This is a genomic window from Salinispora goodfellowii (genome assembly GCF_059570675.1).
In genome coordinates, this window is record NZ_JCANTD010000011.1 from 82869 (window position 1) to 104407 (window position 21539).

Below are 21539 nucleotides of genomic sequence, written 5' to 3' on the forward strand. Positions count from 1 at the left end.
GATGGAGATTTTGGCGAAAGCCCCCGTCGAGCCGGTGGGCGCCGTCACGTACGCGACCGCCGAGGGGTTACTCGGCAGCGTCTGGCTGCTGGTGGCGATCCCGCTGGTCAGCGCGGCGATCCTGCTGCTACTCGGCCGTCGGGCGGACCGGTGGGGGCACTGGCTGGGTGTCGCGTCGGTCGGTGTCGCGTTCCTGCTGGGCCTGACCTACTTCTTCCAGCTCCGCGGCCTGGAGAACCGGTCCGTTGAGCTGAGCCTCTGGGACTTCATCGCGGTCGGTGACCTCCGGGTGGACTTCGGTCTGCTCTTCGACCCGCTGGCGGCGGTCTTCGTACTGCTGATCACCGGGGTGGGCTTCCTGATCCACCTGTACGCGGTGGAGTACATGGCCCACGACCCGGGGCGTCGGCGGTTCTTCGCGTACTTCAACCTGTTCGTCGCCGCCATGCTCCTGCTGGTGCTCGGCAACAACTACGTGATGCTCTACTTCGGCTGGGAGGGCGTCGGGCTGGCGTCGTACCTGCTGATCTCCTTCTGGTACGAGCGGCCCGCCGCCGCCACCGCCGGTAAGAAGGCGTTCCTGATGAACCGGGTCGGCGACGCCGGCCTGGTGATCGGCATCTTCATCATGTTCGCCACCCTGGGCACCACGCAGTACGACGAGGTCTTCACCGGTGTCGGCTCGCTGACCGCCACCACGGTCCTGCTGCTCGGCCTGCTCCTGCTGCTCGGTGCGGCCGGAAAGTCGGGTCAGTTTCCCCTGCAGGCGTGGCTCCCGGACGCGATGGAGGGCCCGACCCCGGTCTCGGCGCTCATCCACGCCGCCACCATGGTCACCGCGGGTGTGTACCTGATCGCCCGCTCCAACCCGATCTTCTCGGCGAACTCGACGCTGCAGCTGGTCGTGGTGAGCATCGGCGCGCTGACGCTGCTGCTCGGCGCCATCATCGGGATGGCCAAGGACGACATCAAGCGGGTGCTCGCCTGGTCGACGGTGAGCCAGATCGGCTACATGTTCCTCGGCGTCGGCCTCGGTGGTGCGGCGTACGCGCTGGCCATCGTGCACCTGCTGGCGCACGGCTTCTTCAAGGCCAACATGTTCCTGGGCGCCGGCTCGGTGATGCACGGGATGAAGGACCAGGTCGACATCCGGCGCTTCGGCGGGCTGGCGAAGTACATGAAGATCACCTGGTTGACCTTCATGGCCGGCTGGCTGGCGATCATCGGCCTGCCGCCGTTCTCCGGCTTCTTCTCCAAGGAGCCGATCATCGTGGCCGCGTTCGAGCGGGACGACTGGACGGCCTGGCTGTTCGGCATGGCGGCCCTGCTCGGTGCCGGGCTGACCGCGTTCTACATGACCCGGCTGTTCGTGCTCACCTTCCACGGCCCGGCTCGCTGGACCGAGGAGATCGACCACCCGCACGAGTCGCCGAAGCTGATGACGATCCCGCTGATCCTGCTCGCGGTCGGTTCGCTCGGCGCCGGTGCCCTGATGGTCGGGCCGGTCCCCGAGTGGCTGGAGGCGACCGCCGGACTGGGCGGTGGCTCGGAGGCCGGGCACGAGGCAGTGCTCTCGCACCTCGTCATCACGATCCTGTCCATCGGGGTAACCGTGATCGGTGCCGGGCTCGCCTGGTTCCTGTTCCGGCGCGGCACGGCCACCGAGCCGCAGCCGGCGGGGGTGCTGGTCACCGCCGCCCGGAAGAACCTCTACACCGACGCCGTCAACGAGACGGTGTTCGAGAAGCCGGGCATCTTCCTCACCCGGGCGCTGGTCTACCTGGACAACCGGGGCATTGACGGACTGGTCAACGCCCTCGCCGCCGGCGTCGGCGGCGGCTCGGGTCGGCTCCGGCGGCTGCAGACCGGCTTCGTCCGGTCGTACGCCGCCTCGATCCTGGCCGGTGCCCTGCTGGTGGTGGCGGCCTTCCTGGCCGTCGAGGCGGGGTGGCTGGTGTGATCGACCTCAGGAGGCGGTCGGGGAACCCCGCGGTGGCCGCCGTCGGCGGACCGCACAGTGACGACGGAGGTAAGGCCGCGTAATGTCCGACTTCCCGTTTCTTTCGGTGCTCACCGTGGCGCCGCTGGTCGGTGCCCTGGTGGTCGCCGTCCTGCCCCGCCGCCGGCCGGAGTTGGCCAAACAGGTGGCGCTCGGCTGGTCGCTGTTGGTGCTGGCGCTCTCGGTGGTCATGTGGGTGACCTGGCAGACCGGCGGTGACCGGTTCCAGTTCCGTGAGTCCTATCCGTGGATTCCGAACTGGGGCGTCAACTTCACCTTCGCCGCCGACGGCATCGCGCTGGTCATGCTGATGCTGATCGCGCTGCTGGTGCCGCTGGTGATTCTGGCTTCCTGGCACGACGCCGAGTCGTCCAAGCGGTCGGTGCCGGTCTACTTCGCCCTGTTGCTGGTGCTCGAGTGCACGATGATCGGCGTCTTCGCCGCCGCCGACGTCTTCCTCTTCTACGTGTTCTTCGAGGTCATGCTCGTGCCGATGTACTTCCTCATCGGCAGTTACGGCGGACACCAGCGGCAGTACGCGGCCGTGAAGTTCTTCCTCTACTCGTTGGTCGGCGGCTTGTTCATGCTCGCCGCGGTGATCGGCCTCTGGGTGGTCGGCGGAAAGACCTTCGACTGGGCGGCGCTGTCGGAGGTGGACATCTCCACCGGTGCCGAGCGCTGGCTCTTCCTCGGCTTCTTCATCGCCTTCGCGATCAAGGCCCCGTTCTTCCCGTTCCACACCTGGCTGCCGGACGCCGGTGGCGCGGCCCCCGCCGGTGCCGCCGCGCTGCTGGTCGGGGTGCTCGACAAGGTCGGGACGTTCGGCCTGCTGCGCTACTGCCTTCCGCTGTTCCCGGACGCGGCCAAGTGGTTCGCGCCGTGGGCGCTGGCGCTGGGCGTGATCGGCATCATCTACGCGGCACTCCTCGCGATCGGTCAGAACGACCTGAAGCGGCTGGTGTCGTACACCTCGATCGCGCACTTCGGCTTCATCGGGATCGGCATCTTCGCGTTCACCAGCCAGGCGGCCACCGGTGCGGTGCTCTACATGGTCAACCACGGGCTCGCCACCGGTCTGCTCTTCCTGGTGGTCGGGATGCTGGTCGCCCGCCGGGGCTCCGCGCTGATCAGCGACTTCGGCGGCGCCGGCAAGCTGGTTCCGCTGCTGGCCGGGGTGCTCTTCTTCGCTGGTCTCGCCTCGCTGGCGCTGCCCGGCACCGCACCGTTCATCTCCGAGTTCCTGGTGCTGATCGGCACCTTCTCGGTGAACAAGCCAGTGGCGGTGATCGCCACAGTCGGGATCATCCTGGCCGCCGCGTACGTGCTGTGGATGGTGCAGCGCACCACCCAGGGCACGCTCAACCCGGCGTTGACCGAGGTCGAGGGCATGAAGCGGGACCTGAACCTGCGCGAGAAGGTCGTCGTGGCCCCGCTGGTCGCGCTGATCGTGCTGCTCGGCTTCTACCCGAAGCCGGTCACGGATGTCATCAACCCTGCGGTCCAGGCGACCATGCAGGATATCGGCAAGACTGACCCGGCCCCGTCGGCCGGAACTCCACAGGAGGCGAGCCGGTGAGCGAGCTGAAGCTTCCGTCGATCGACTACGCGGCGCTCGCGCCGACGCTCATCTTGCTGGGCGCCGCGCTGGTCGGTGTCCTGGTCGAGGCGTTCGTGCCGCGCCGGCTGCGGCACGTGGTGCAGCTCACGGTGGCGCTGCTGGCGGTGCTCGGTGCGCTGACCATGGTGGTGTTGAACGCCAATGATCGTCTGATCACCATCGGTGGGGCGATCGCCATCGACGGGCCGGCGCTCTTCCTGCAGGGCGCGATCCTGGTGTTGGCCGCGATGGCCCTGCTGCTCATCGGCGAGCGTACGGTCGAGCGCGGCGGGGCGTTCGTGGCGCAGGCGGCGGTGACCGCCGAGTCGGCGGACGACCGTCGGCAGGCCGAAGGGGCTCCCGGTCTGACCGAGGCGTACCCGCTGATCAGCTTCGCGGTCGGCGGCATGCTGATCTTCGTGGCGGCGAACGACCTGCTGACCATGTTCATCGCGCTCGAGGTCCTCTCCCTGCCGCTCTACCTGCTCTGCGCCCTGGCTCGCCGCCGGCGGCTGCTGAGCCAGGAAGCGGCGATGAAGTACTTCCTGCTCGGCGCGTACGCCTCGGCGTTCTTCCTCTTTGGCGTCGCGCTGGTGTACGGCTTCACCGCCGGCACCCCGGACCGGGCGGCGGGGGTTGACTTCGCCACCATCCACGCGGCGGTCGCGGAGAGCCCGTCCAGCCCGGTGCTGCTCTTCGGCGGTATGGCGATGATCGCCATCGGCCTGCTGTTCAAGGCCGGTGCCGCGCCGTTCCACGTCTGGACGCCGGACGTCTACCAGGGTGCGCCCACCCCGATTACCGGCTTCATGGCCGCCTGCACGAAGGTCGCTGCGTTCGGCGCCCTGCTGCGGGTCTTCCACGTAGCCTTCGAGGGAGCCCGCTGGGACTTCACTCCGATCCTCGGCGCGGTGGCGGTGCTGACCATGCTCGTCGGCGCGGTGCTGGCGGTCACCCAGACCGACATCAAGCGGCTGCTCGCGTACTCCTCGATCGCCAACGCGGGGTACCTGTTGGTCGGGGTGCTCGCGCCGACCAGCGACGGGGTCTCCGGGACGATGTTCTACCTGGTGGCCTACGGCTTCTCGGTGTTGGCCGCGTTCGCCGTGGTCACCCTGGTCCGGGACACCGACGGCGAGGCCACCCACCTGTCCCGCTGGGCGGGTCTGGGCCAGCGCTCGCCCTTCTATGCCGGGCTGTTCACCTTCATCCTGCTCGCCTTCGCCGGTATCCCGCTGACCAGCGGCTTCACGAGCAAGTTCGCGGTCTTCAGCGCGGCGTTCGACGGCGGTCAGGGCTGGTTGGTGATCGCCGGTGTGCTGACCAGCATGGTGCTCGCCTTCCCGTACCTGCGGGTGGTTGTGCTGATGTGGCACTCCGAGCCCGGCGAGTCCACTCCCGCCGTGGTCATGCCGGGCTGGCTGACCTCGGCCGCGCTGACTATCGGTGTGGTCGCCACCCTGGTGCTCGGCGTGTTTCCGCAGCCGCTGCTCGATCTCGCCGCAGGAGCCGCAGAGTTCGTGCGGTGACACCGCCAACCCGGGGCCGGCACGTGACCTCCGTGCCGGCCCCGGCGTTGTTCTCGGAGGTCATGGACGCATACGCGGGCGCCCTTTGGGTCATCCCCGCCCCGGGGTCGATGGTATTGGTGTGACATGGTGGGAGGCGTGGTGAATCCGGCTGACAAGCTTTCGGGTGCCACCGGCGTGGGCAGTCGTTCCGGCCGGGGCGGCGCGGGTCAGTTGGGTGCCCTCGGGCTGCATCCGGTTGACGCGGGGCTCACGGATTCGGCGCTTCAGGTGCTGGCGGGGGTCGAGGCCGCGTTGCGGGCCGATGTCGTCAGCGCCGACCCGTTCGTCACCGAGGCCGCCCGGCACCTCCTCGACGCCGGTGGCAAGCGGTTCCGTCCCCTGCTGGTGGCGCTCGGCGCCCAGTTCGGGGATCCGACCAGGGCGCAGGTGGTGCCGGCCGCCGTGGTGGTGGAGCTAACCCACCTGGCCACGCTCTACCACGACGATGTCATGGACGAGGCGGCGGTGCGTCGGGGGGCTCCGAGCGCCAATTCGCGGTGGACGAACTCGGTGGCCATTCTGGTCGGTGACTATCTCTTCGCCCGCGCCGCTGATATCTCCGCGGACCTGGGCACCGAGGCTGTCCGGCTGCAGGCGCGGACCTTCGCCCGGTTGGTGCACGGCCAGATCGCCGAGACCGTGGGGCCGCGTCCCGGGGTGGACCCGGTGGCGCACCACCTGCACGTGATCGCCGAGAAGACCGGCTCGTTGATCGCTACCGCGGCCCGGTTCGGGGGGATGTTCAGCGGGGCCAGCCCGACGCATACCGAGGCGCTGGCTGGTTACGGTGAGACCATCGGGGTCGCCTTCCAGCTTTCGGACGACCTGTTGGACATCTCCAGCGAGGCGGAGCGCTCCGGCAAGACGCCCGGGACCGATCTTCGCGAGGGTGTCCCCACCCTGCCAGTGCTGTATGCCCTGGCTTCGGACGATGCTGACGCCGCGTCGGTGCGGCTCCGGGAAGTCCTGGCGGTCGGTCCGTTGACCGACGATGACCTGCACGCCGAGGCGCTCGGACTGCTCCGGGAGAGCCCGGCGTTGAAACGGGCCCGGGAGACGGTGCGGAGCCGTGCTGAGGAGGCGCGCGCGCAGCTTGCGCCGCTGCCGCCGGGCCCGGCCCGGCAGGCGCTCGAATCCCTCTGCGACCAGATCGCAGACCGGACCAGCTGACACAGCTACCGACCGGCGGTGGTGTCTCCGGCAGCGGACTCACCTCGGTTCAGCAGCATCCGGGCACTCCCAGGTCATCATAACGTGATCAATTCATCACTGGCAGTGGGTGATGATCTGGTGGTCTCTGCCCGAACAGGCGTTTCCTACCGGTCCTGAATTTCATATGGTGTAAGTCCCCGGCTGCGGAGGTGGTTGTGCGCGACCCCTTGGCGGAGCCTTCGGACCTCATCCGAAGCGTGTCCCGCGCGCTACGAGTGCTCGAGTCGGTCGGTCGTGCCCCGAAAGGGCTGACTGTCAAACAGATCGCGCGACGGTGCGAGCTGACCGTGGCAACCACGTACCACCTCGTCCGCACCCTGGCCTACGAGGGCTACGTGATCCGGCGCGAGGACGGCACGTACATCGTGGGCCTGGAGATTGCCGACCGCTACCGTGAGCTGGTCAGCGCCTTCCGCGGACCGCCGACGGTCGGGGAGTCCCTGCGCCGGGCCGTCCTCGACACCGGCTACAGCCATTTTCTGGGCCGGTTCATCGGGGGCCAGGTCGCCATCACGGCCACCACCGAAGGCCCACGCTCCCCCTACCTGGAGGACCTGGTTCCCGGCTTCGACGAGGGGGCGCACGCCACCGCACTCGGTAAGGCGCTACTCGCGACCCTCACCACCGAACAGCGGCTGCGCTACCTGCGGGAGAACGGCATGCGCCCGTTCACCACCGGGACGCTGACCACCATTGAGGCGTTCGAGGCCGACCTCGCGGCCGGCGAGCGGCGGGGGATGCAGCTGGAGCTGGGGCAGTACCGGCCGGGGGTGGCCTGCGCGGCGGTGTTGGTGAGCGCTGACAAGGATGTGGAGCGGCGGGTGGCGCTCGCCTGTGCCCTGCCGGCTGGCGAGATGATGGCCTCCGCCCGGGCAGTTCGGGCGAAGCTGCTCGCCACCGCCCGGAGCATTGCCGACTGCCTCATCGGCGATCCCTGACCGGAGGCGGGGTGCGGGCCGGGTGCCACGGGGAACGGGCCCTCACCCATGCTGGGAGAGGGCCCGTTCGCGCCCGGAGGGGCCGAGGGAGCTGAGCGGTCAGCTACCGATCGGGCCGCCATCCAGGCGCCAGGTGACCACCACGCCCGGCTTGGCGTAGTCGCCGTCCGGCCAGGTGGAGGCGGGGTTCTCGATCGAGGCGCCGGAGATCTCCCCCGGGTGCTGCACGGCCACGAAGACCGAGCGGTTGTCGCCGGTGATGAACGGGCCGCAGGTCTCCGCGCCGACGGGCACGGTGAGGAACTGCTTCAGGTGGCCGCGCTCCGGGCCTTCGATCGGCGTGGCGAAGAGGCCGTCATTGCTGCCCAGCGCGTTACCGTCGGTGGAGATCCAGAGGTTGCCGGTGGCGTCGAAGGCGAGGTTGTCCGGGCAGGAGATCGGGGAGACCTTCGTCTTGTCGTACCCGGCGAAGTAGGTCGAGGAGTCCGCCGGGTCGCCGGCGACGATCGGCAGCGACCAGGTGAACGTCTCAGCCGAGTTGTCCCCGTGCTTCTCCACCAGCTCCAGCACGTGGCCGTGGCGGTTGGCGTTACGCGGGTTCGCCTCGTCCGCCTTCGGGTTGCTGTCAACCCCACGCCCGGAGTTGTTCGTGAGTGCCACATACACCTTGCCGGTGTGCAGGCTCGCCTCGACATCCTCGGGCCGGTCCATCTTGGTCGCGCCGAGCTGGTCCGCGGCGAGCCGGGTGAAGGTGAGTACCTCGGCGGCGGTCATGCCCTCGACGTACGAGCGGTTGCCACTGACCAGCTTGATCCACCGACCGCCGCCGTTGAACGCACCATCGCTGGGCAGCTCGCCGGAACCGTCGATCTCGTCGGCGCTGGTGTAGTCCAGCTTGGCGACGTAGAGGGTGCCCGACTCCAGCAGGGTCAGGTTGTGCTCCCGGTCCCGCCAGGAGTTCCCCTTCTTGAACTTCTTCTCCGACACGAACTTGTAGAGGTAGTCGAACCGCTCGTCGTCGCCCATGTACGCGACCACGTGTCCGCTCTTCGCCACGATGACGTTCGCGCCCTCGTGCTTGAACCGGCCCAGCGCGGTGTGCTTGCGCGGCCGGCTCTCCGGGTCGTACGGGTCGATCTCGACAACCCAGCCGAACCGGTGCGCCTCGTGCGGGTGCTCGGTCAGGTCGAAGCGCTCGTCGGCGCGGTCCCACTTCCGGTTCCCGCTCGGGTAACGGTCGGTGGTGTTGACGCCGTACCGGGCCAGCTTCGGCTTCAGCTCCTCCGGGGCGCCGTCGCCGCCGATGAAGTACTGGTTGAAGTTCTCCTCGCCGGAGAGCACCGTGCCCCAGGGGGTTACCCCACCGGCGCAGTTGTTCAACGTGCCGATGGCCGTGCGCCCCTTCGGGTCAGCCGCGGTCTTGAGCCAGTCCGAGCCGGCGGCCGGGCCGGTCAACTCGAACTTCGTCTTCGAGGCGGTCACCCGGCGGTTGTACGGCCGCTTGCCGGACCTGACCGGGCGCCACTCGCCGGTGCCCTGCACCCGCTCCAACTCCACCACGGACATGCCGTGCGCGGCCATCGCGACCTTCAGCTGCTCGACGCTGAGCGAGTCCACGTCGGTGAAGCCGGGGAACATCAGGTTCTCGTCGGTGTACTCGTGGTTGACCACGAGCAGCGCGTTCTTCCGGCCCAGCGGCAGCACGCCGACGAAGTCGTTGTTGTAGCCGAACTGCTGGGCCTGTGCCCTGGCCGTCTGCTTGTGCAGGTCGAACGGGGGCGCGCCCGGCACCACCTCGTCGCCCCAGCGGATGACCACCGAGTGGTCGTAGCCGTTCGGGACGATGAAGCTGTCCAGGGTGTTCGGTGGGACCGGCTTGAAGGTCAGTTTTCCGTCGCCGACGCCACCGGGCGGGGTAGCGAACTCGGTCGCCTCCGGCGTCACCGGAGCGGAGCTGGCGGCGGAAGCGGCGCCGCTGCCAGCGAGCGCCCCGGCGCCGGCGAAGCCCAGGACCAGCGCACCGACAGTGCCGGCGCGGACGACGCCGCGGCGGGAAACCTCGGCGTCCACCAGGTCGCCGAAGTAGGTGTTGTCCGAGGTGTTGGGGACCGGGTGGTCACAGGCGTTGCCACACCGGTAGAGACAGGTCATGGCATCACGACTGCCGTGGCGGATGGAGCCGAGCAGCGGGAGCAGCCGAGGGCGGTCGCTCATGTGGAGGAGCCTCCTGGTTTCGATGGCGCACGCCGAGGTCAGCGGATGGCATGCGTACCCGCCGGAGGCTAGGAGGAGACAATTACCACCAGTGTGCAGCCGTGTGAACCGAAGTTGAACTCCCGCGGTTGGACGGCCCTCATTCTCGGTAGCCCCCAAGATCACCGGCGATGCCGGGCCGGGAGGAGCGGCGCACCTCCGGCTGCCAGCACCACGGCAACCCGACACCGTCGGACGGGTGTATCTGGTGGTTTGCCCGGCTCGCCGCCGCCGAGTCGACACAGCGGATCCGGCCGGAGGGCTGGCGGCACCGCGTACTGGACGCGTTTCGTGACGACTCCGGACCGACAGCGGAGATCGGGCGACCTCGTGGGTGGTGACTCATTCGACATCCCCACCACACCGAAGTGGCACAACGGATCGATGGTGTTGGCTGGTGATGCCGCGCATGCGGCATCACCAGCCGCTGCCCAGAGCGCCCCGGTGGCGCTGGAGGACGCCGTGACGCTGGCGTGCTAGTCGCGGTCGAAGAGAGCTCCGAGTATCCAGGTGATTACGCTGACGAGGAGCGCGCCGAGTACGGCGGCCGGCCAGAACCCGTCTACCTGGAAGGGTAGCCCGGCCTCGCCGGCGATCCAGCTGGTCAGCAGGAACAGCAGGCCGTTGACGACCAGTGCGATCAGACCGAGGGTGAGGAGGTAGAAGCCGCAGCCCACGGTCCTGATGATTGGCTGGAGCACCGCGTTGACGACGCCGAAGATCGCGGAGACGAGGATCAGCGTGGTGACCGTCTCAGTGACCGATTCCGCATCTAGCGTGATGCCCGAGATCAGGAGTGTGGCTAGCCAGAAGGCAACCGCGGTGGCGCCCAACCGGATCAAGAGCCCTTTCAGGAAACCCATGGCGGAGAATGCTGCCACGGACCGTTTGTTCAGGGAAGGCTAGGGTCCTGTTTGCCGTGACGGGCCGGCCTGGAGCCGGCGGGGCGGGGTCTCCCTCGCCTCCGGCGCGAGCATCGCGAGCCGGGTCGCGAACAAGCGGCGAGCAGGGTGCGGCAGGTTCCATTACATCGATTGACTCCGTATCGTATCTGCACTGGATCTGGGTGTTATCGCCCGCGATGCGTCGGTACGGTCACGCCGTCATGATCTTGTGGGCACCTTGTAGGTTGTACCCGATACGGGTGCGTTGTCGCCGGGAGGAGCTGGCCTTGACCACATGGGAGCCGGCCACCGAGGCGGAGGTGACGTTGCGTGACGCGTTGCTTGCCAAGGACCAGCAACGATACTTCCGCGTCCTGGCCCGCACGGAGCTGTTGCTACCCGTCTCCGCGCAGGCGCTGGCCGGTCAGGCACCGATGAACTGGGGCACCTGGACCACCGGTGGTCGAACCCACGTGCTGGCGTTCACCTCGGTTGCCGCGCTCCGCGCCTGCCTCGGTGAGCATGCGGGCGCGAACCGCCGAGCCCCCTACGCTGAGCTTGCCGACCATTGGCCCAACCACGAGTGGTGGCTGGCGGTCAACCCGGGCCTGCCCATCGAGGGCTATCTGCCCGCCTGGTATGTCGCCCAGCTCTCCCGGGGCGACGTCCGCCTGCCCGGTCGCACGATGGGGACGCGGGCCCGGCTGGAGCGCGACGAGGCATACTCCCGACCCCGTCCCTTCGGGCGCCGGGAAGGGGAGCCGGCCGCCGGGGTGAAGGAGCCGGACCGCGCCCCGCGGGCTGGCCAGACGCCCGGCGGGATCACCCCCCTGCGCCCGTCACCACCTGCGTCGTCACCACCTGCGTCATCTCCGGCTGCGCCGCTGCGTACCCCAGCCGACCTACGTGCGGCTACCCTCCGGCGGCCGACGATGGACGCTGGTCGCATCGCTGGCGGTGATCCGGTGGCCCCCGGAGCTCGCCCGCCCGGGCCAGACCTCGGCCACCAGCCCGTCAGTGGAGCCGCATCCCCGCGGGAGCAACCCCGGGGTCGCCCCGGACCACCCCCCAGCCGCCGCTCCTTCTTCGAACCGGCCGCGGGCCGTGGCGACCGGGATGAGCAGAGCGTACGACCGCCGCGCCTTGCTCGGGGCGCCCAACAGTTCCCGCGCCGCCGACCGGCCGGTGAACCGCCGCCCGTCGCGTCGCCGATGTTCTCGACCCGAGCCACGACCCAGGTCGACCAGGACGCCGCTGCCCCGTCCGGCGAGACAGCACCCCGGCTGGTCCGGCAGCAGACGCCGGCCGAGGAGACCCGGACCGTCCGTTTCCCGGTTCCTGACCCGGCGACACTTCGGCGGTACGCCCGCCGTACCGCCGAGGAGGAGGGAACCCGCCAACCCCGCCCCACCTCGGCGGAGTCGGAGCCCGGCCCGATCACTGAGCCGGCGTCCAGTCCGTTACCCCGGCGAACGCCTCCGCCGACCGTGATCGAGGGGGCGGTCGTTGATCTCCGAAATGTGACCGCCGCCGGTACGGCCGACGTCTCGACGACCGTACCGATATCGACGGTGACGGGCGCGGCCCCCGACCGCGGCGATTCAGTGGTACCGGCCGCCGCCGACCCGACGTTGCCCGACGCCGACGTTCGGGCCGAGGCCACGCTCCGGATCAGCGTGGCGGGAGCGGATAGCCTTTTCACGCCCACGCCCACGCCCACGGCAGTTGTGCCCCCGGATTTCGAACCGGCCAATGAGGTCGAGGCGGACCTCGTCACGGCGGCCATCAGCGGCAACACCGACACGTTCCTGTCGACGTTGCTGCTTGCCCAGGTGCTGCTTCCGGTGGCAGCCGACTCGGCACCGGACAGCCGGCCCGGCGGCACGGGGTTCGTCTGGCGGACCGAGGAGCGGGACGGAGCGGTGTCCGTGGTCGTCTACACCTCCCCGGAGCGCCTCGCCGACCACACCGCCGGGACGGTCGAGACCATCCGAGTCCGCTTCGTGCAGCTCATCCAGCGTTGGCCCGACCGGACGTGGTCGTTCGCCGTCAACCCGGGAACTCCGATCGGTACGACGATGCCCGGTGAGCAGATCGTCGGGCTCGCCAACTGGGCGGCGGAGGTGGGCCTGGGTGCGGATCGGCCGGAGCCGGAGCCGGAGCCAGAGCCAGGGTTAGAGCCAGCACCAGAACCAGCGGCGCCGGCTGCGTCGGCGCCGGTCGACTCACCAGCAACTGCCGACCGGCCGCGTTACCGGCCGCCGAGCCCCGACTCCACGAGTCCCGTCCTGATGCAGAAGGCGGTGGCGGCCAGCCAGCTCGCCTACTATCTGGACCGAGGTTACGACCGTGTCTCCGGTTTCGTGCACCGGGCGGCCGAGCTGGCACACCTGACCACCCCGGCTCAGCTCTACGACGCGCTCGGCCTGGGCTACCCCGGTTCTCCCTTCGAGCGGAGCGCCGAGAAGATCTACGTACTGCGGTGGCCGGCGTTCCGACCGAACCTCTACCGCATCCCGTACGGCGGGCAGAGTGAAGCCGCGATGCGGGCCATGGAGGGCTGGGTGATCGAGCGGCCGCCGTTCCGTGGCAACGGCTTCGCCCCGAGCGAGAGTAGCGATGTCGTGGCGGAGTTCAAGGTCGACAGTGCCCGACTGCCGCACGGCGCGCAGCTGTGGCGGATCGGCGCGGACGGCGCCGAGCGGCTCGTCGCCACGTTGGATGTGGACGTACTGCGGTGGCGACAGGCGGGTGACGGGTGAGACGGGACGGGTACGTGGCTCGCTGGCGGGACCGCGAATACCAGGCCAGCCCGGACGGTGACGACATCCGGCTCTATCAGCACGAGCCGGCGGCGGGCTTCACCCCGGTACGCCCCGGCCGCCACCTCCGCGTCGTGCCGGCCGCCGAGGTCGACGGGCTGACGTACATCCGCACCACCTGCACCTGGCAGGGGCGGCCATTCATCGTGTTGGGCGAGCACGAGGGTTGGCTGCGGGTCGAGTACACGGGTGGGCGCTGGCCCGTCGCCGAGGCGCTGGGTCTCGAGGCGTTCGACTACGGCGTCTACCAGGGCTGGGCACCGGCCGCCGAGGTCCGCGACCTGCGGGAGCTTCGCGTCTAGCGCCGGTCAGCTAAGACTTCGCCCAGCGCAGGATCTCGCCGAGTACGATCTCCGGGGCCTCGAGGTGTGGGAAGTGCCCGACCTCGTCGAGCAGGCGCCACTCGTACGGGGCCACCACGTACCGGCCGGAGCCTTGGGCGGTACGGGGCAGGACCGCCCGGTCGAGGGCACCGTGTAACTGGAGGGTCGGCGTGACGAGGGGCTTCTGCATGAGCCGAACGAAGCGGTAGCCGTGCAGCCGTAGCGCTGACCGGAAAGCCCACCGGTAGCCCTCCAGGGCGCAGAACGCCGCCTGCGGGATCTGCATCGCCGTCCGGCACCGAGCCGCGTACGGCTCGAATTCGGGGCTGTGCACCCAGCGTGGACCGGCCCCGCGGCGCAGGATCTCCGCTACCGCCGCCCCGTCGTCGCGGGTCAGCACGTGCTCGTAGCGCGGCAGCTGGAACAGCAGCGTCGGGGTGGAGGCGGCGAACTGGCCGCGCGGGTCAGCGAAGATGGCGGCCCGTAGCCGGAGCGGGTGCGGGGCGCCGAGCACCACCAGGCGGCGGACCAGCGTCGGGTGGAACGACGCCGCTGTCCAGCCCAGTAGCCCGCCGGCGCCGGAGCCCACCACGGTGGCGGAGCGCTCACCCAGCGCCCGGATCAGCCCGGCGACATCGCCGGCCAGGGTGTATCCGTCGTAACCCCGGGGTGGCTTGTCACTCGCGCCGTAGCCGCGTAGGTCGACCGCGACTGCCCGGAACCCGGCGTCGGCGACCGCCGGTAGCAGGTTGTGCCACGCCCACCAGTGCTCCGGAAAGCTGTGCAGGAAGAGCACCATCGGGCCGGTCCCGGCCTCGACCACGTGGAACCGGCTGCCGTTGGCGCCGACGAACCGGTGCGTCCACGGCCCCTCGGCGAGGACGCAGGACTCGTCAAGGGCCCTGTCGTGCTGCTCGGTCATGTGCCACAGCCTAAGGCCCGGGTCATAACCGGTCCGGACGCGTGGCGGACGAGCGCGAGTCGGTGTCGGTGTCGGCGCCAGGGAAAGGCGATGCCCGAGCCGGTCACCGGCCCGGGCATCGCCCTCGTGTGGTTCCCGTTACTTGAAGCGGACCTTGATCGACGTGCCCTTCTGCTTCAGCACCTCGATCTTCGTGCCGGTCGCGGGGAGCTTCACCCCGTGGTTGGGCAGCTCCTCGTACCAGTACTTCTGGGTGTCGTCGAAGAGCGGCTGCGCGGCCTGGCCGCGGATGTACTGCGGCTGGCTGTCGATGTGCAGCGTGAACGAGTCCGCCTTCTGGAGGCCGAACGGCGCGTCGTACACCTGGACCCGGGCCCGCCATGGTTCGCCGGTCAGGTTGTAGATCGGCCGCGGGCGCGAGTCGATGTAGAGGTTGCGCCCCTCACCCGGGTGCGCGAACGTGTCGTTGTCCGCCCAGCGGGTGTTCCAGTAGGAGATCAGCAGACCCTCCTGGTACGCGTAGTGGTCCACCCAGTCCGGGCGGGTGTTCGCGTACCCGAAGTAGTACGGCCCGGTCTTCAGGTACTTGTCGTACGAGACGTACGATCGGTGGCCGGCGATGTAGTAGTTGTCGAAGAGCTGGGTGTACTTCTCCTCGGTGATGCTCCAGCCGGTCAGGTTCCAGTCGCCGGCACCGGTCTCCCCACCGTCGTTGAGGATCGTCTCGCCGTCGGCGGTGACGGTGATCTCGTCGCCGAAGAAGCCGCCCTCGGAGACGCCGCCGTCGGTCTGGTAGCGCAGCCGGAACTGAACCGGCTTGCCGGCCTGGGCATCCATCGGGAGGTTGACGTCGACCCACTCGTCGTTGCTACTACCGTCGAGGGCGAACCGTCCGGGGGAGATCTCCTTGAACGGCGTGCCGTCGGCGGTACCGGGCAGCGGCGTCCAGGTGTCCCCACCGTCCTCCGACACCTCGAAGAAGAGGTAGTCGTAGTCGGCCTCGATGCTGTAGCGGCCCTTCATCGTCAACGCGGCCGACGACTTCCCGGTGAGGTCGAGCGTCCGGGTCATCGTGTTGTTGAGGCCGTCCTCGTTGCCGGAGAAGAACTGCTTCGTGCCGGCGAACGGTGCACCGTTGTCGAACTCGTACTCGCGCTTCGGCAGCACGACCACGGCGGCCTGCGGCTTCTTGGAGTTGTACTCCTGCGGGCCGAGGGTCATGGTGCGCTTCTGCCCCGCGACGACCACCTCGTAGTCGAGCCAGCCGAGCTGGAGCTTGTTCCAGGCACCCAGATCGCCACCGCGCTCGCCGATCCCACCGTCGCCCTTGGCGCCGAGCCGGCTCTGGGCCATCAGCGTCCAGTGCTCGTTGTTGTTGTCGCCGCCACTGACCACGTTGTAGTCATCCGGCAGGCCGAGGTCGTGGGCGTACTCGTGGTAGAAGACGCTGCGTCCGCCGTTTTCCGGCTGGATCGTGTAGTCACCGATCCAGATGCCGGTGTCGCCGATCTGGGTGCCACCCGCCGGGAAGTTCGGCGGGCCGGTGCGGCCCTGGTCGGACGCGAACGCGTACCACCGGTGGCTCCAGATCGCGTCCTCGCCCTGGTGCGGGTCGCTGTTGGCCATGTCGCCACCGGAGTGGACGATCTGGAAGTGGTCGATGTAGCCGTCCGGCTCGTTGAAGTCGCCGTCGGAGTCGTGGTCGTACCGGTCCCACCGGTCCATCGCCCGGAGATCCTCGGCGATCTCCGCGTCGCTACGGCCGGCGGCCTTCTGGTCGGCGACCCACTGGTTCGCGGCGTCCCGCACCAGGGTCCAGACGTTGGTGCAGACTCTGCCGCCGCAGACCGCCGGGTCGTCACCGTTGGCGTCGGTCGGGTCGTCCAGGGAACGGCCGTAGCGGGCCGCGTTGTACTGGACCTTGACCCAGTCGGTGACCGTGCCCTCGACGCTGTACCGGCCCGAGGACTGGGCCTCGAAGTACTGCTTGACCGACTCGTCGCCGTCCGCCTCGCCGAAGTACAACGTCCGGAAGTGGTCGGCGCTGTAGTCCGCCTGCCAGCTCGTGGAGTTGTCCAGCGCCCGGTTGGGCTCCGGGATCTCGTTGTGCAGCGGGCCGTCGAACCGCGCCGGGCCCGGCCAGGTGGGGGCGGTGTCCTGGTCGGGGTAGGCCGGGTGCCGCTCGTTGCCGAACTCGGCCAGGATCACGAAGATCCGGTCCGTGTTCTCCCGGGAGAGTTCGACGTACTGGTCCTTCTTGCCGCGGTGACCACGGGCGGTGGGGGAACCGCCGTCCGTCTCACCGACCTTGACGACAGTGCTGCCGTTGACTCGCTGCGATGTCGTCTCGCCGGAGAGGACGTTGCTCAGGCCCTCCTGGCGCAGCGCCCGTCGCTTCTCCTCGAGTGGGTTGGGCAGATCGTGGTCAACGTGGGCAGGCTCTGCGGCTGAGGGAGCCGATGTCGGCTGCTGGAGCTTCGGCGCGGCGCTGGCGGATGGTCCGACCGCCAGTCCCGTCGCCGTCAGCGAGAGCCCGAGTAGACCCACTGCGACTTTGCGCACGCGGTACCTCCGGGTGTGAAGGAAAACCGGCCTAGCGGGGGCATGGGCCGGTGCGACGATCCCACGGATGGGACCACTGGTGAAGATAGACATCGTTGTTGATGAGGGGAAGACTGTCCGGACACTTTGTTGCAAGAAGTTGTTTGCAAGGAGTTCCGGCGTCACACACCTACCGGCCAGCTGAGCCCCCCGCAACCGGCCGGCACCGCCGGTGCGCTCCGGCTCAGTCCTCGCCCCTGCCAGCGCCCATGCCGGTGGCGATGAGCTCCATCACCGAGGAGTCCTGCAGCGTGGTCACGTCGCCCAGGGACCGGTTCTCCGCCACATCCCGCAGCAACCGTCGCATGATCTTGCCGGAGCGGGTCTTCGGAAGCTCCGGCACGAGCATGATCTGCCGCGGCTTCGCGATCGGGCCCAAGGTGCGCGCGACGTGGGTACGCAGGTCCGCGATGAGCTGAGCCCCCGCCGCACCCTCGGTCTCGGCGCTGGCTCGGGGGATGGCGAAAGCGACGATCGCCTGCCCCGTGGTCGGATCCGTCGCGCCGACCACCGCCGCCTCGGCCACCGACGGGTGCGACACCAGGGCCGACTCCACCTCGGTGGTGGAGATGTTGTGCCCGGACACCAGCATCACGTCGTCCACTCGGCCGAGCAGCCAGATGTGGCCGTCATCGTCCTTCTTGGCGCCGTCCCCGGCGAAGTAGACCCAGTCGTCGCCGACACCCGCGCCGGCGCCGAAGCGCGACCAGTACGTCTCCACGAACCGGTGGTCGTCGCCCCAGATGGTCCGCAGCATCGACGGCCACGGGTCCCGAAGCACCAGGTAGCCGCCGCCGCCGTTCGGCACCGGCTGCCCCTGGTCGTCCACCACGTCGCCGTTGATCCCGGGTAGCGGAGTCATCGCCGACCCTGGCTTGGCATGGGTCACCCCGGGCAGCGGAGAGATCATGATGGCACCGGTTTCGGTCTGCCACCAGGTGTCCACAATAGGTAGCTGTCCCCCGCCGACGTGCTGCCGGTACCACATCCAGGCCTCCGGGTTGATCGGCTCGCCAACGCTGCCCAGCAGGCGCAGGGAGGACAACTCGAACCCGGCGGGGATCTCCTCACCCCACTTCATCATCGTGCGAATGAGAGTTGGGGCGGTGTAGAGGATCGTCACCCGGTACTTGTCGACCAGCTCCCAGAACCGGCCCCGGTGCGGGGTGTCCGGCGTGCCCTCGTACATGACCTGGGTGGCGCCGTTGGAGAGCGGGCCGTACACGATGTACGAATGGCCGGTGACCCAGCCGACGTCAGCAGTGCACCAGTAGACATCACGCTCCGGTTTGAGGTCGAAGACCCCGTGCATCGTGTACGAGGCCTGGGTCAGGTAGCCGCCGCTGGTGTGCAGGATCCCCTTCGGACGGGCGGTGGTACCGCTGGTGTACAGGATGAACAGCGGATGCTCGGCGTCGAAGGCGGCGGCCTGGTGCTCGACCGACGCCCGCCCGACCGTCTCGTGCCACCAACGGTCCTTCGTCGACCAGGCGCACTCCTCGCCGGTGCGACGGACCACCAGCACGTGCTCCACCGACGGGCAGTTCGACACCGCCTCGTCAACGGTCGGTTTGAGCGCGGAGGGCCGCCCCCGCCGGTAGCCGCCGTCGGCGGTTACCACCACCTTCGCCGCGGCGTCCTGAATCCGATTTGTCAACGCGTCGGCGGAGAAGCCGCCGAAGACCACACTGTGGGTGGCGCCGATCCGGGCGCAGGCCAGCATCGTCACCACGGCCTCTGGCACCATCGGCAGGTAGATCGCCACCCGGTCGCCGGCCGTCACCCCGAGCTCGGTCAGCACGTTCGCGGCCTGGCAGGTCAGGTTCGTCAGCTCCGCGTAGGTGATCGTCCGGGTGTCACCCGGCTCGCCCTCCCAGTGGATCGCGACCCGGTCCCCCCGGCCAGCCTCGACGTGCCGGTCCAGGCAGTTGTACGCCACGTTGAGTTGACCGCCGACGAACCACTTCGCGAAGGGCGGCTTCGACCAGTCGAGTACCTGGTCCCACGGCTTCGTCCAGGTCAGTCGCTGGGCCTGCCGTTCCCAGAAGGCCAGCCGGTCGGCGCCCGCCGCGGCGTACGCCGCACTGGTGACGTTGGCGCTCGCGGCGAGCTCGGCCGGCGGCGGGAACTGGCGCGTCTCGTGCAACAGGTTGGCCAACGCCTCGCTCATGCCTGCTCCCTCGTCGCTCGGGGTGACCTGCGTCTCGGTGCAGAGGTTAGCCGGCCGGCCGGGCGCAGGCGACAGTCGAGAGCGACGGATCGCGCCGAACGGAGCCTCCCCCGCGCCGGGTGGCATGGCACCCCGGCCGGCGGCGCGCCGGGTGGCATGGCACCCGGCGGGCAGTATGAGCGGTCCCGTTAACGTGGCGGGGTGACCGATGACCCGCTCGCCCCGCTGCTCACCCTCGCCGATGTCGCCGCTGCCGTGGAGCGGGCCCGCGAGCGCTTCGACCAGGCGCAGCGGCACCGTGCCCTGCGCCGGCACGGCGGTCGGGTGGCCGCGGAGGTCAGCCTCCGCTGCGCGGTGGCCAGCGCCGCCCTCGAGGGGCACCTCCACGATCGCGAGGAGGTTCGCGCCGGCACCGTCACCGAGCCGGTGCTACAGGGCGCGCTGCGGGTCGCCGGGGCGCTACCCGGGCTGACCGACCTCTGGCCGAAGGCGCCCCGGCAGGCGCTCGCGAAGCTGCACGTGCTCGCCGCGCGGGAGCTGGTGCCGGAGACCGACCTGGGCCGCCCGGTGCCCGACGCGGTCGTGGCGGCCCGGCTGGACCGGCTGGCCGCCCTGGTGGCCGGGGGAACCGCGGCGCCGCCACTGGTGCTCGCCGCGGTTGTCCACGGTGAGCTGTTGAACCTGCGGCCCTTCGCCGGCCCGTCCGGGGTGGTCGCCCGTGCTGCCGCCCGGCTGGTGCTGATGTCCCGGGGCGTCGACCCGCGGGGCCTGCTCGCCGTGGACGTCGGGCACCGGGAGCGGGAGCCGGAGTACGTCGGCTCGGCCGGGGCGTTCGCCACCGGAACCCCGGATGGACTCCGTTCGTGGCTGCGGCACTGTCTGAGCGCCGTCGAGGTGGGCGCCGACCAGCTCACCGCGATCGGCGACGAGGTGCTCGCCGCGACCCCGTGACCTTCCCCGCCCGACCTACCCGGCGCCCGGTCCGGCCCGCAGCCGGCTGCGGTGGTCAGGTCGTCGGGGCAGGCCGGGCCCGACGGTACCGGCCGTACCAGGCGAGGCCGAGCGCCACGCCAACCCCGACGCCGAGCGCGGCGGCGGCGACCGGCACGGCGGGGCGATCCCGCAACCGCCGCCCCAGTGGAATCGGGTGCCGGAACTCCAGCACCGGCCAGGAGTTCTCCGCGGCGAGCCGGCGTAGCTGGCGGTCCGGATTGACTGCGGTCGGACGGCCGACGCACTCCAACAACGGGCGGTCCGTGTACGAGTCCGAGTAGGCGTACGAGCCGCTGAGGTCGTAGCCCCGCGTGAGTGCCAGCTCGCCCACCGCGTCCACCTTGGCCGGGCCGGCCGCGTAAAACTCGATCTCCCCGCTGTAGTGGCCGTCCACCACGGCCATCCGGGTGGCTATCACGTCGGTCACCCCGAGCAACGCCCCGATCGGCCGGACCATCTCCTCTCCGGAGGCCGAGACCAGCACGACGTCCCGGCCGGCAGCCTGGTGCTCCTCGATCAGGGCAGCGGCTTCGGCGTACACGTAGGGGTTGATCAGCTCGTGGAGGGTCTCCGCGACGACCTGGCGGACCTGTTCCACCTGCCAGCCCTTGCACAGCTCGGCGAGGTAGTCCCGGGTCCGGGCCATGGTCTGCTCGTCGGAGCCGCCCAGCCGGAACATCAGCTGCGCGTACGCCGACTTGACAACGTCTCGTCGGGTTATCAGCCCGTCTCGATAGAACGGCCGACCGAACGCCAGTGCACTTGACTTGGCGATGACGGTCTTATCCAGATCGAAAAAAGCGGCGCTTCGGCCCACGGCGCGCAAGTCTAGCCCGATGGTCTATCGTCTGCGGGGGCCCGGGTCCGTCAACCCCTCGGATGGGTGCGATGTGATCGATTGCCGACCCTGTTTTGAGTGGCCCCAATCACACCTTTGGGCGGAATTCAGCAGGGAGTGGAGGCCGCGCCACTCGACGTAACCAGGTCCACTCAGGCAGACTGTCGACACAACAGGCGTTCATCTTTCGGACAACCGGCAGGCCCTCGGCGGTTGCGCCCCCGTGACCGCTGAGTGGTTCGGCTCGCCCCCCCCCGGAGCCGAACCCGACGACCCCCGTCCTCCCCCTGACGGGGGTCGTCCCTTTCTGGCAGTGATGGCACCCACCGGGCGGCACGGCGCCGAGGCCGACCGGGACCGGGACCGGGACCGGGCGGAGAGTCAGGCCGACGACAAGTCACGAGTAACTTCGGCCG

The 21539-nt window shown here is 69.6% G+C and carries 14 protein-coding genes and 1 pseudogene; 9 read left to right on the top strand and 6 right to left on the bottom strand.

Going from position 1 to position 21539, the window contains the following annotated elements; genetic code table 11:
- The first annotated feature begins 1 nt into the window (after position 1).
- The 5 genes from nuoL to T398_RS13680 all read left to right on the top strand — a co-directional run bounded on the left by nuoL (position 2) and on the right by T398_RS13680 (position 7317).
- The gene (gene nuoL / locus T398_RS13660; protein WP_496447215.1) at positions 2 to 1960 is read left to right on the top strand and encodes an NADH-quinone oxidoreductase subunit L; all 1959 of its coding nucleotides are present in this window, start codon (positions 2 to 4) and stop codon (positions 1958 to 1960) included.
- Positions 1961 to 2042: 82 nt separating this feature from the next.
- Positions 2043 to 3575 (top strand): NADH-quinone oxidoreductase subunit M, encoded by a 1533-nt coding sequence (locus tag T398_RS13665; protein WP_496447151.1) that lies wholly within the window; start codon positions 2043 to 2045, stop codon positions 3573 to 3575.
- Positions 3572 to 5125, top strand: coding sequence for an NADH-quinone oxidoreductase subunit NuoN (gene nuoN / locus T398_RS13670; RefSeq protein WP_496447152.1), 1554 nt, complete (start codon positions 3572 to 3574; stop codon positions 5123 to 5125). The genes T398_RS13665 and nuoN overlap by 4 nt, the downstream gene beginning before the upstream one ends.
- A 126-nt stretch (positions 5126 to 5251) precedes the next feature.
- Positions 5252 to 6337, top strand: a complete 1086-nt coding sequence (locus T398_RS13675) for a polyprenyl synthetase family protein (RefSeq protein WP_496447153.1) — start codon at positions 5252 to 5254, stop codon at positions 6335 to 6337.
- A 197-nt stretch (positions 6338 to 6534) separates the two neighbouring features.
- Entirely contained in the window at positions 6535 to 7317 is a 783-nt protein-coding gene (locus T398_RS13680; protein ID WP_496447154.1) for an IclR family transcriptional regulator, read from the top strand.
- Positions 7318 to 7416: 99 nt separating this feature from the next.
- Here T398_RS13680 and T398_RS13685 read toward each other — a convergent pair whose 3' ends face one another.
- On the bottom strand, positions 7417 to 9531 hold the full coding sequence (locus T398_RS13685; RefSeq protein ID WP_496447156.1) for a PhoX family protein: 2115 nt from the start codon (positions 9529 to 9531) through the stop codon (positions 7417 to 7419).
- 215 nt (positions 9532 to 9746) lie between these two features.
- On the opposite strand from T398_RS13685, the pseudogene T398_RS13690 reads away from it, so the two are divergent.
- Positions 9747 to 10044, top strand: a pseudogene (locus T398_RS13690) (FAD-dependent monooxygenase); the annotation flags it as partial.
- 2 nt (positions 10045 to 10046) lie between these two features.
- Here the strand turns inward: T398_RS13690 and T398_RS13695 are convergent.
- Positions 10047 to 10433, bottom strand: coding sequence for a phage holin family protein (locus T398_RS13695; protein ID WP_496447216.1), 387 nt, complete (start codon positions 10431 to 10433; stop codon positions 10047 to 10049).
- Between the two features lie 308 nt (positions 10434 to 10741).
- On the opposite strand from T398_RS13695, the gene T398_RS13700 reads away from it, so the two are divergent.
- Entirely contained in the window at positions 10742 to 13216 is a 2475-nt protein-coding gene (locus T398_RS13700) for an SseB family protein (RefSeq protein ID WP_496447158.1), read from the top strand.
- Complete coding sequence (locus tag T398_RS13705) at positions 13213 to 13578, top strand: UCP033725 family protein (RefSeq protein ID WP_496447160.1); 366 nt, start codon at positions 13213 to 13215, stop codon at positions 13576 to 13578. Before T398_RS13700 ends, T398_RS13705 begins: the two co-directional genes overlap by 4 nt.
- 10 nt (positions 13579 to 13588) lie before the next feature.
- On the opposite strand, the gene T398_RS13710 is transcribed toward T398_RS13705, so the two are convergent.
- From T398_RS13710 to acs, 3 genes are all read right to left on the bottom strand, one after another.
- Positions 13589 to 14521, bottom strand: a complete 933-nt coding sequence (locus T398_RS13710) for an alpha/beta fold hydrolase (protein ID WP_496447161.1) — start codon at positions 14519 to 14521, stop codon at positions 13589 to 13591.
- A gap of 138 nt (positions 14522 to 14659) precedes the next feature.
- A complete protein-coding gene (locus T398_RS13715) occupies positions 14660 to 17068 on the bottom strand; it encodes an immune inhibitor A domain-containing protein (RefSeq protein WP_496447218.1) in 2409 nt (802 codons plus the stop codon).
- A gap of 238 nt (positions 17069 to 17306) precedes the next feature.
- A complete protein-coding gene (gene acs / locus T398_RS13720; RefSeq protein ID WP_496447162.1) occupies positions 17307 to 19292 on the bottom strand; it encodes an acetate--CoA ligase in 1986 nt (661 codons plus the stop codon).
- Between the two features lie 201 nt (positions 19293 to 19493).
- On the opposite strand from acs, the gene T398_RS13725 reads away from it, so the two are divergent.
- On the top strand, positions 19494 to 20243 hold the full coding sequence (locus T398_RS13725; protein WP_496447164.1) for a Fic family protein: 750 nt from the start codon (positions 19494 to 19496) through the stop codon (positions 20241 to 20243).
- Between the two features lie 55 nt (positions 20244 to 20298).
- On the opposite strand, the gene T398_RS13730 is transcribed toward T398_RS13725, so the two are convergent.
- Positions 20299 to 21102, bottom strand: coding sequence for an HAD family hydrolase (locus T398_RS13730; protein WP_496447166.1), 804 nt, complete (start codon positions 21100 to 21102; stop codon positions 20299 to 20301).
- Between the last annotated feature and the right edge of the window lie 437 nt (positions 21103 to 21539).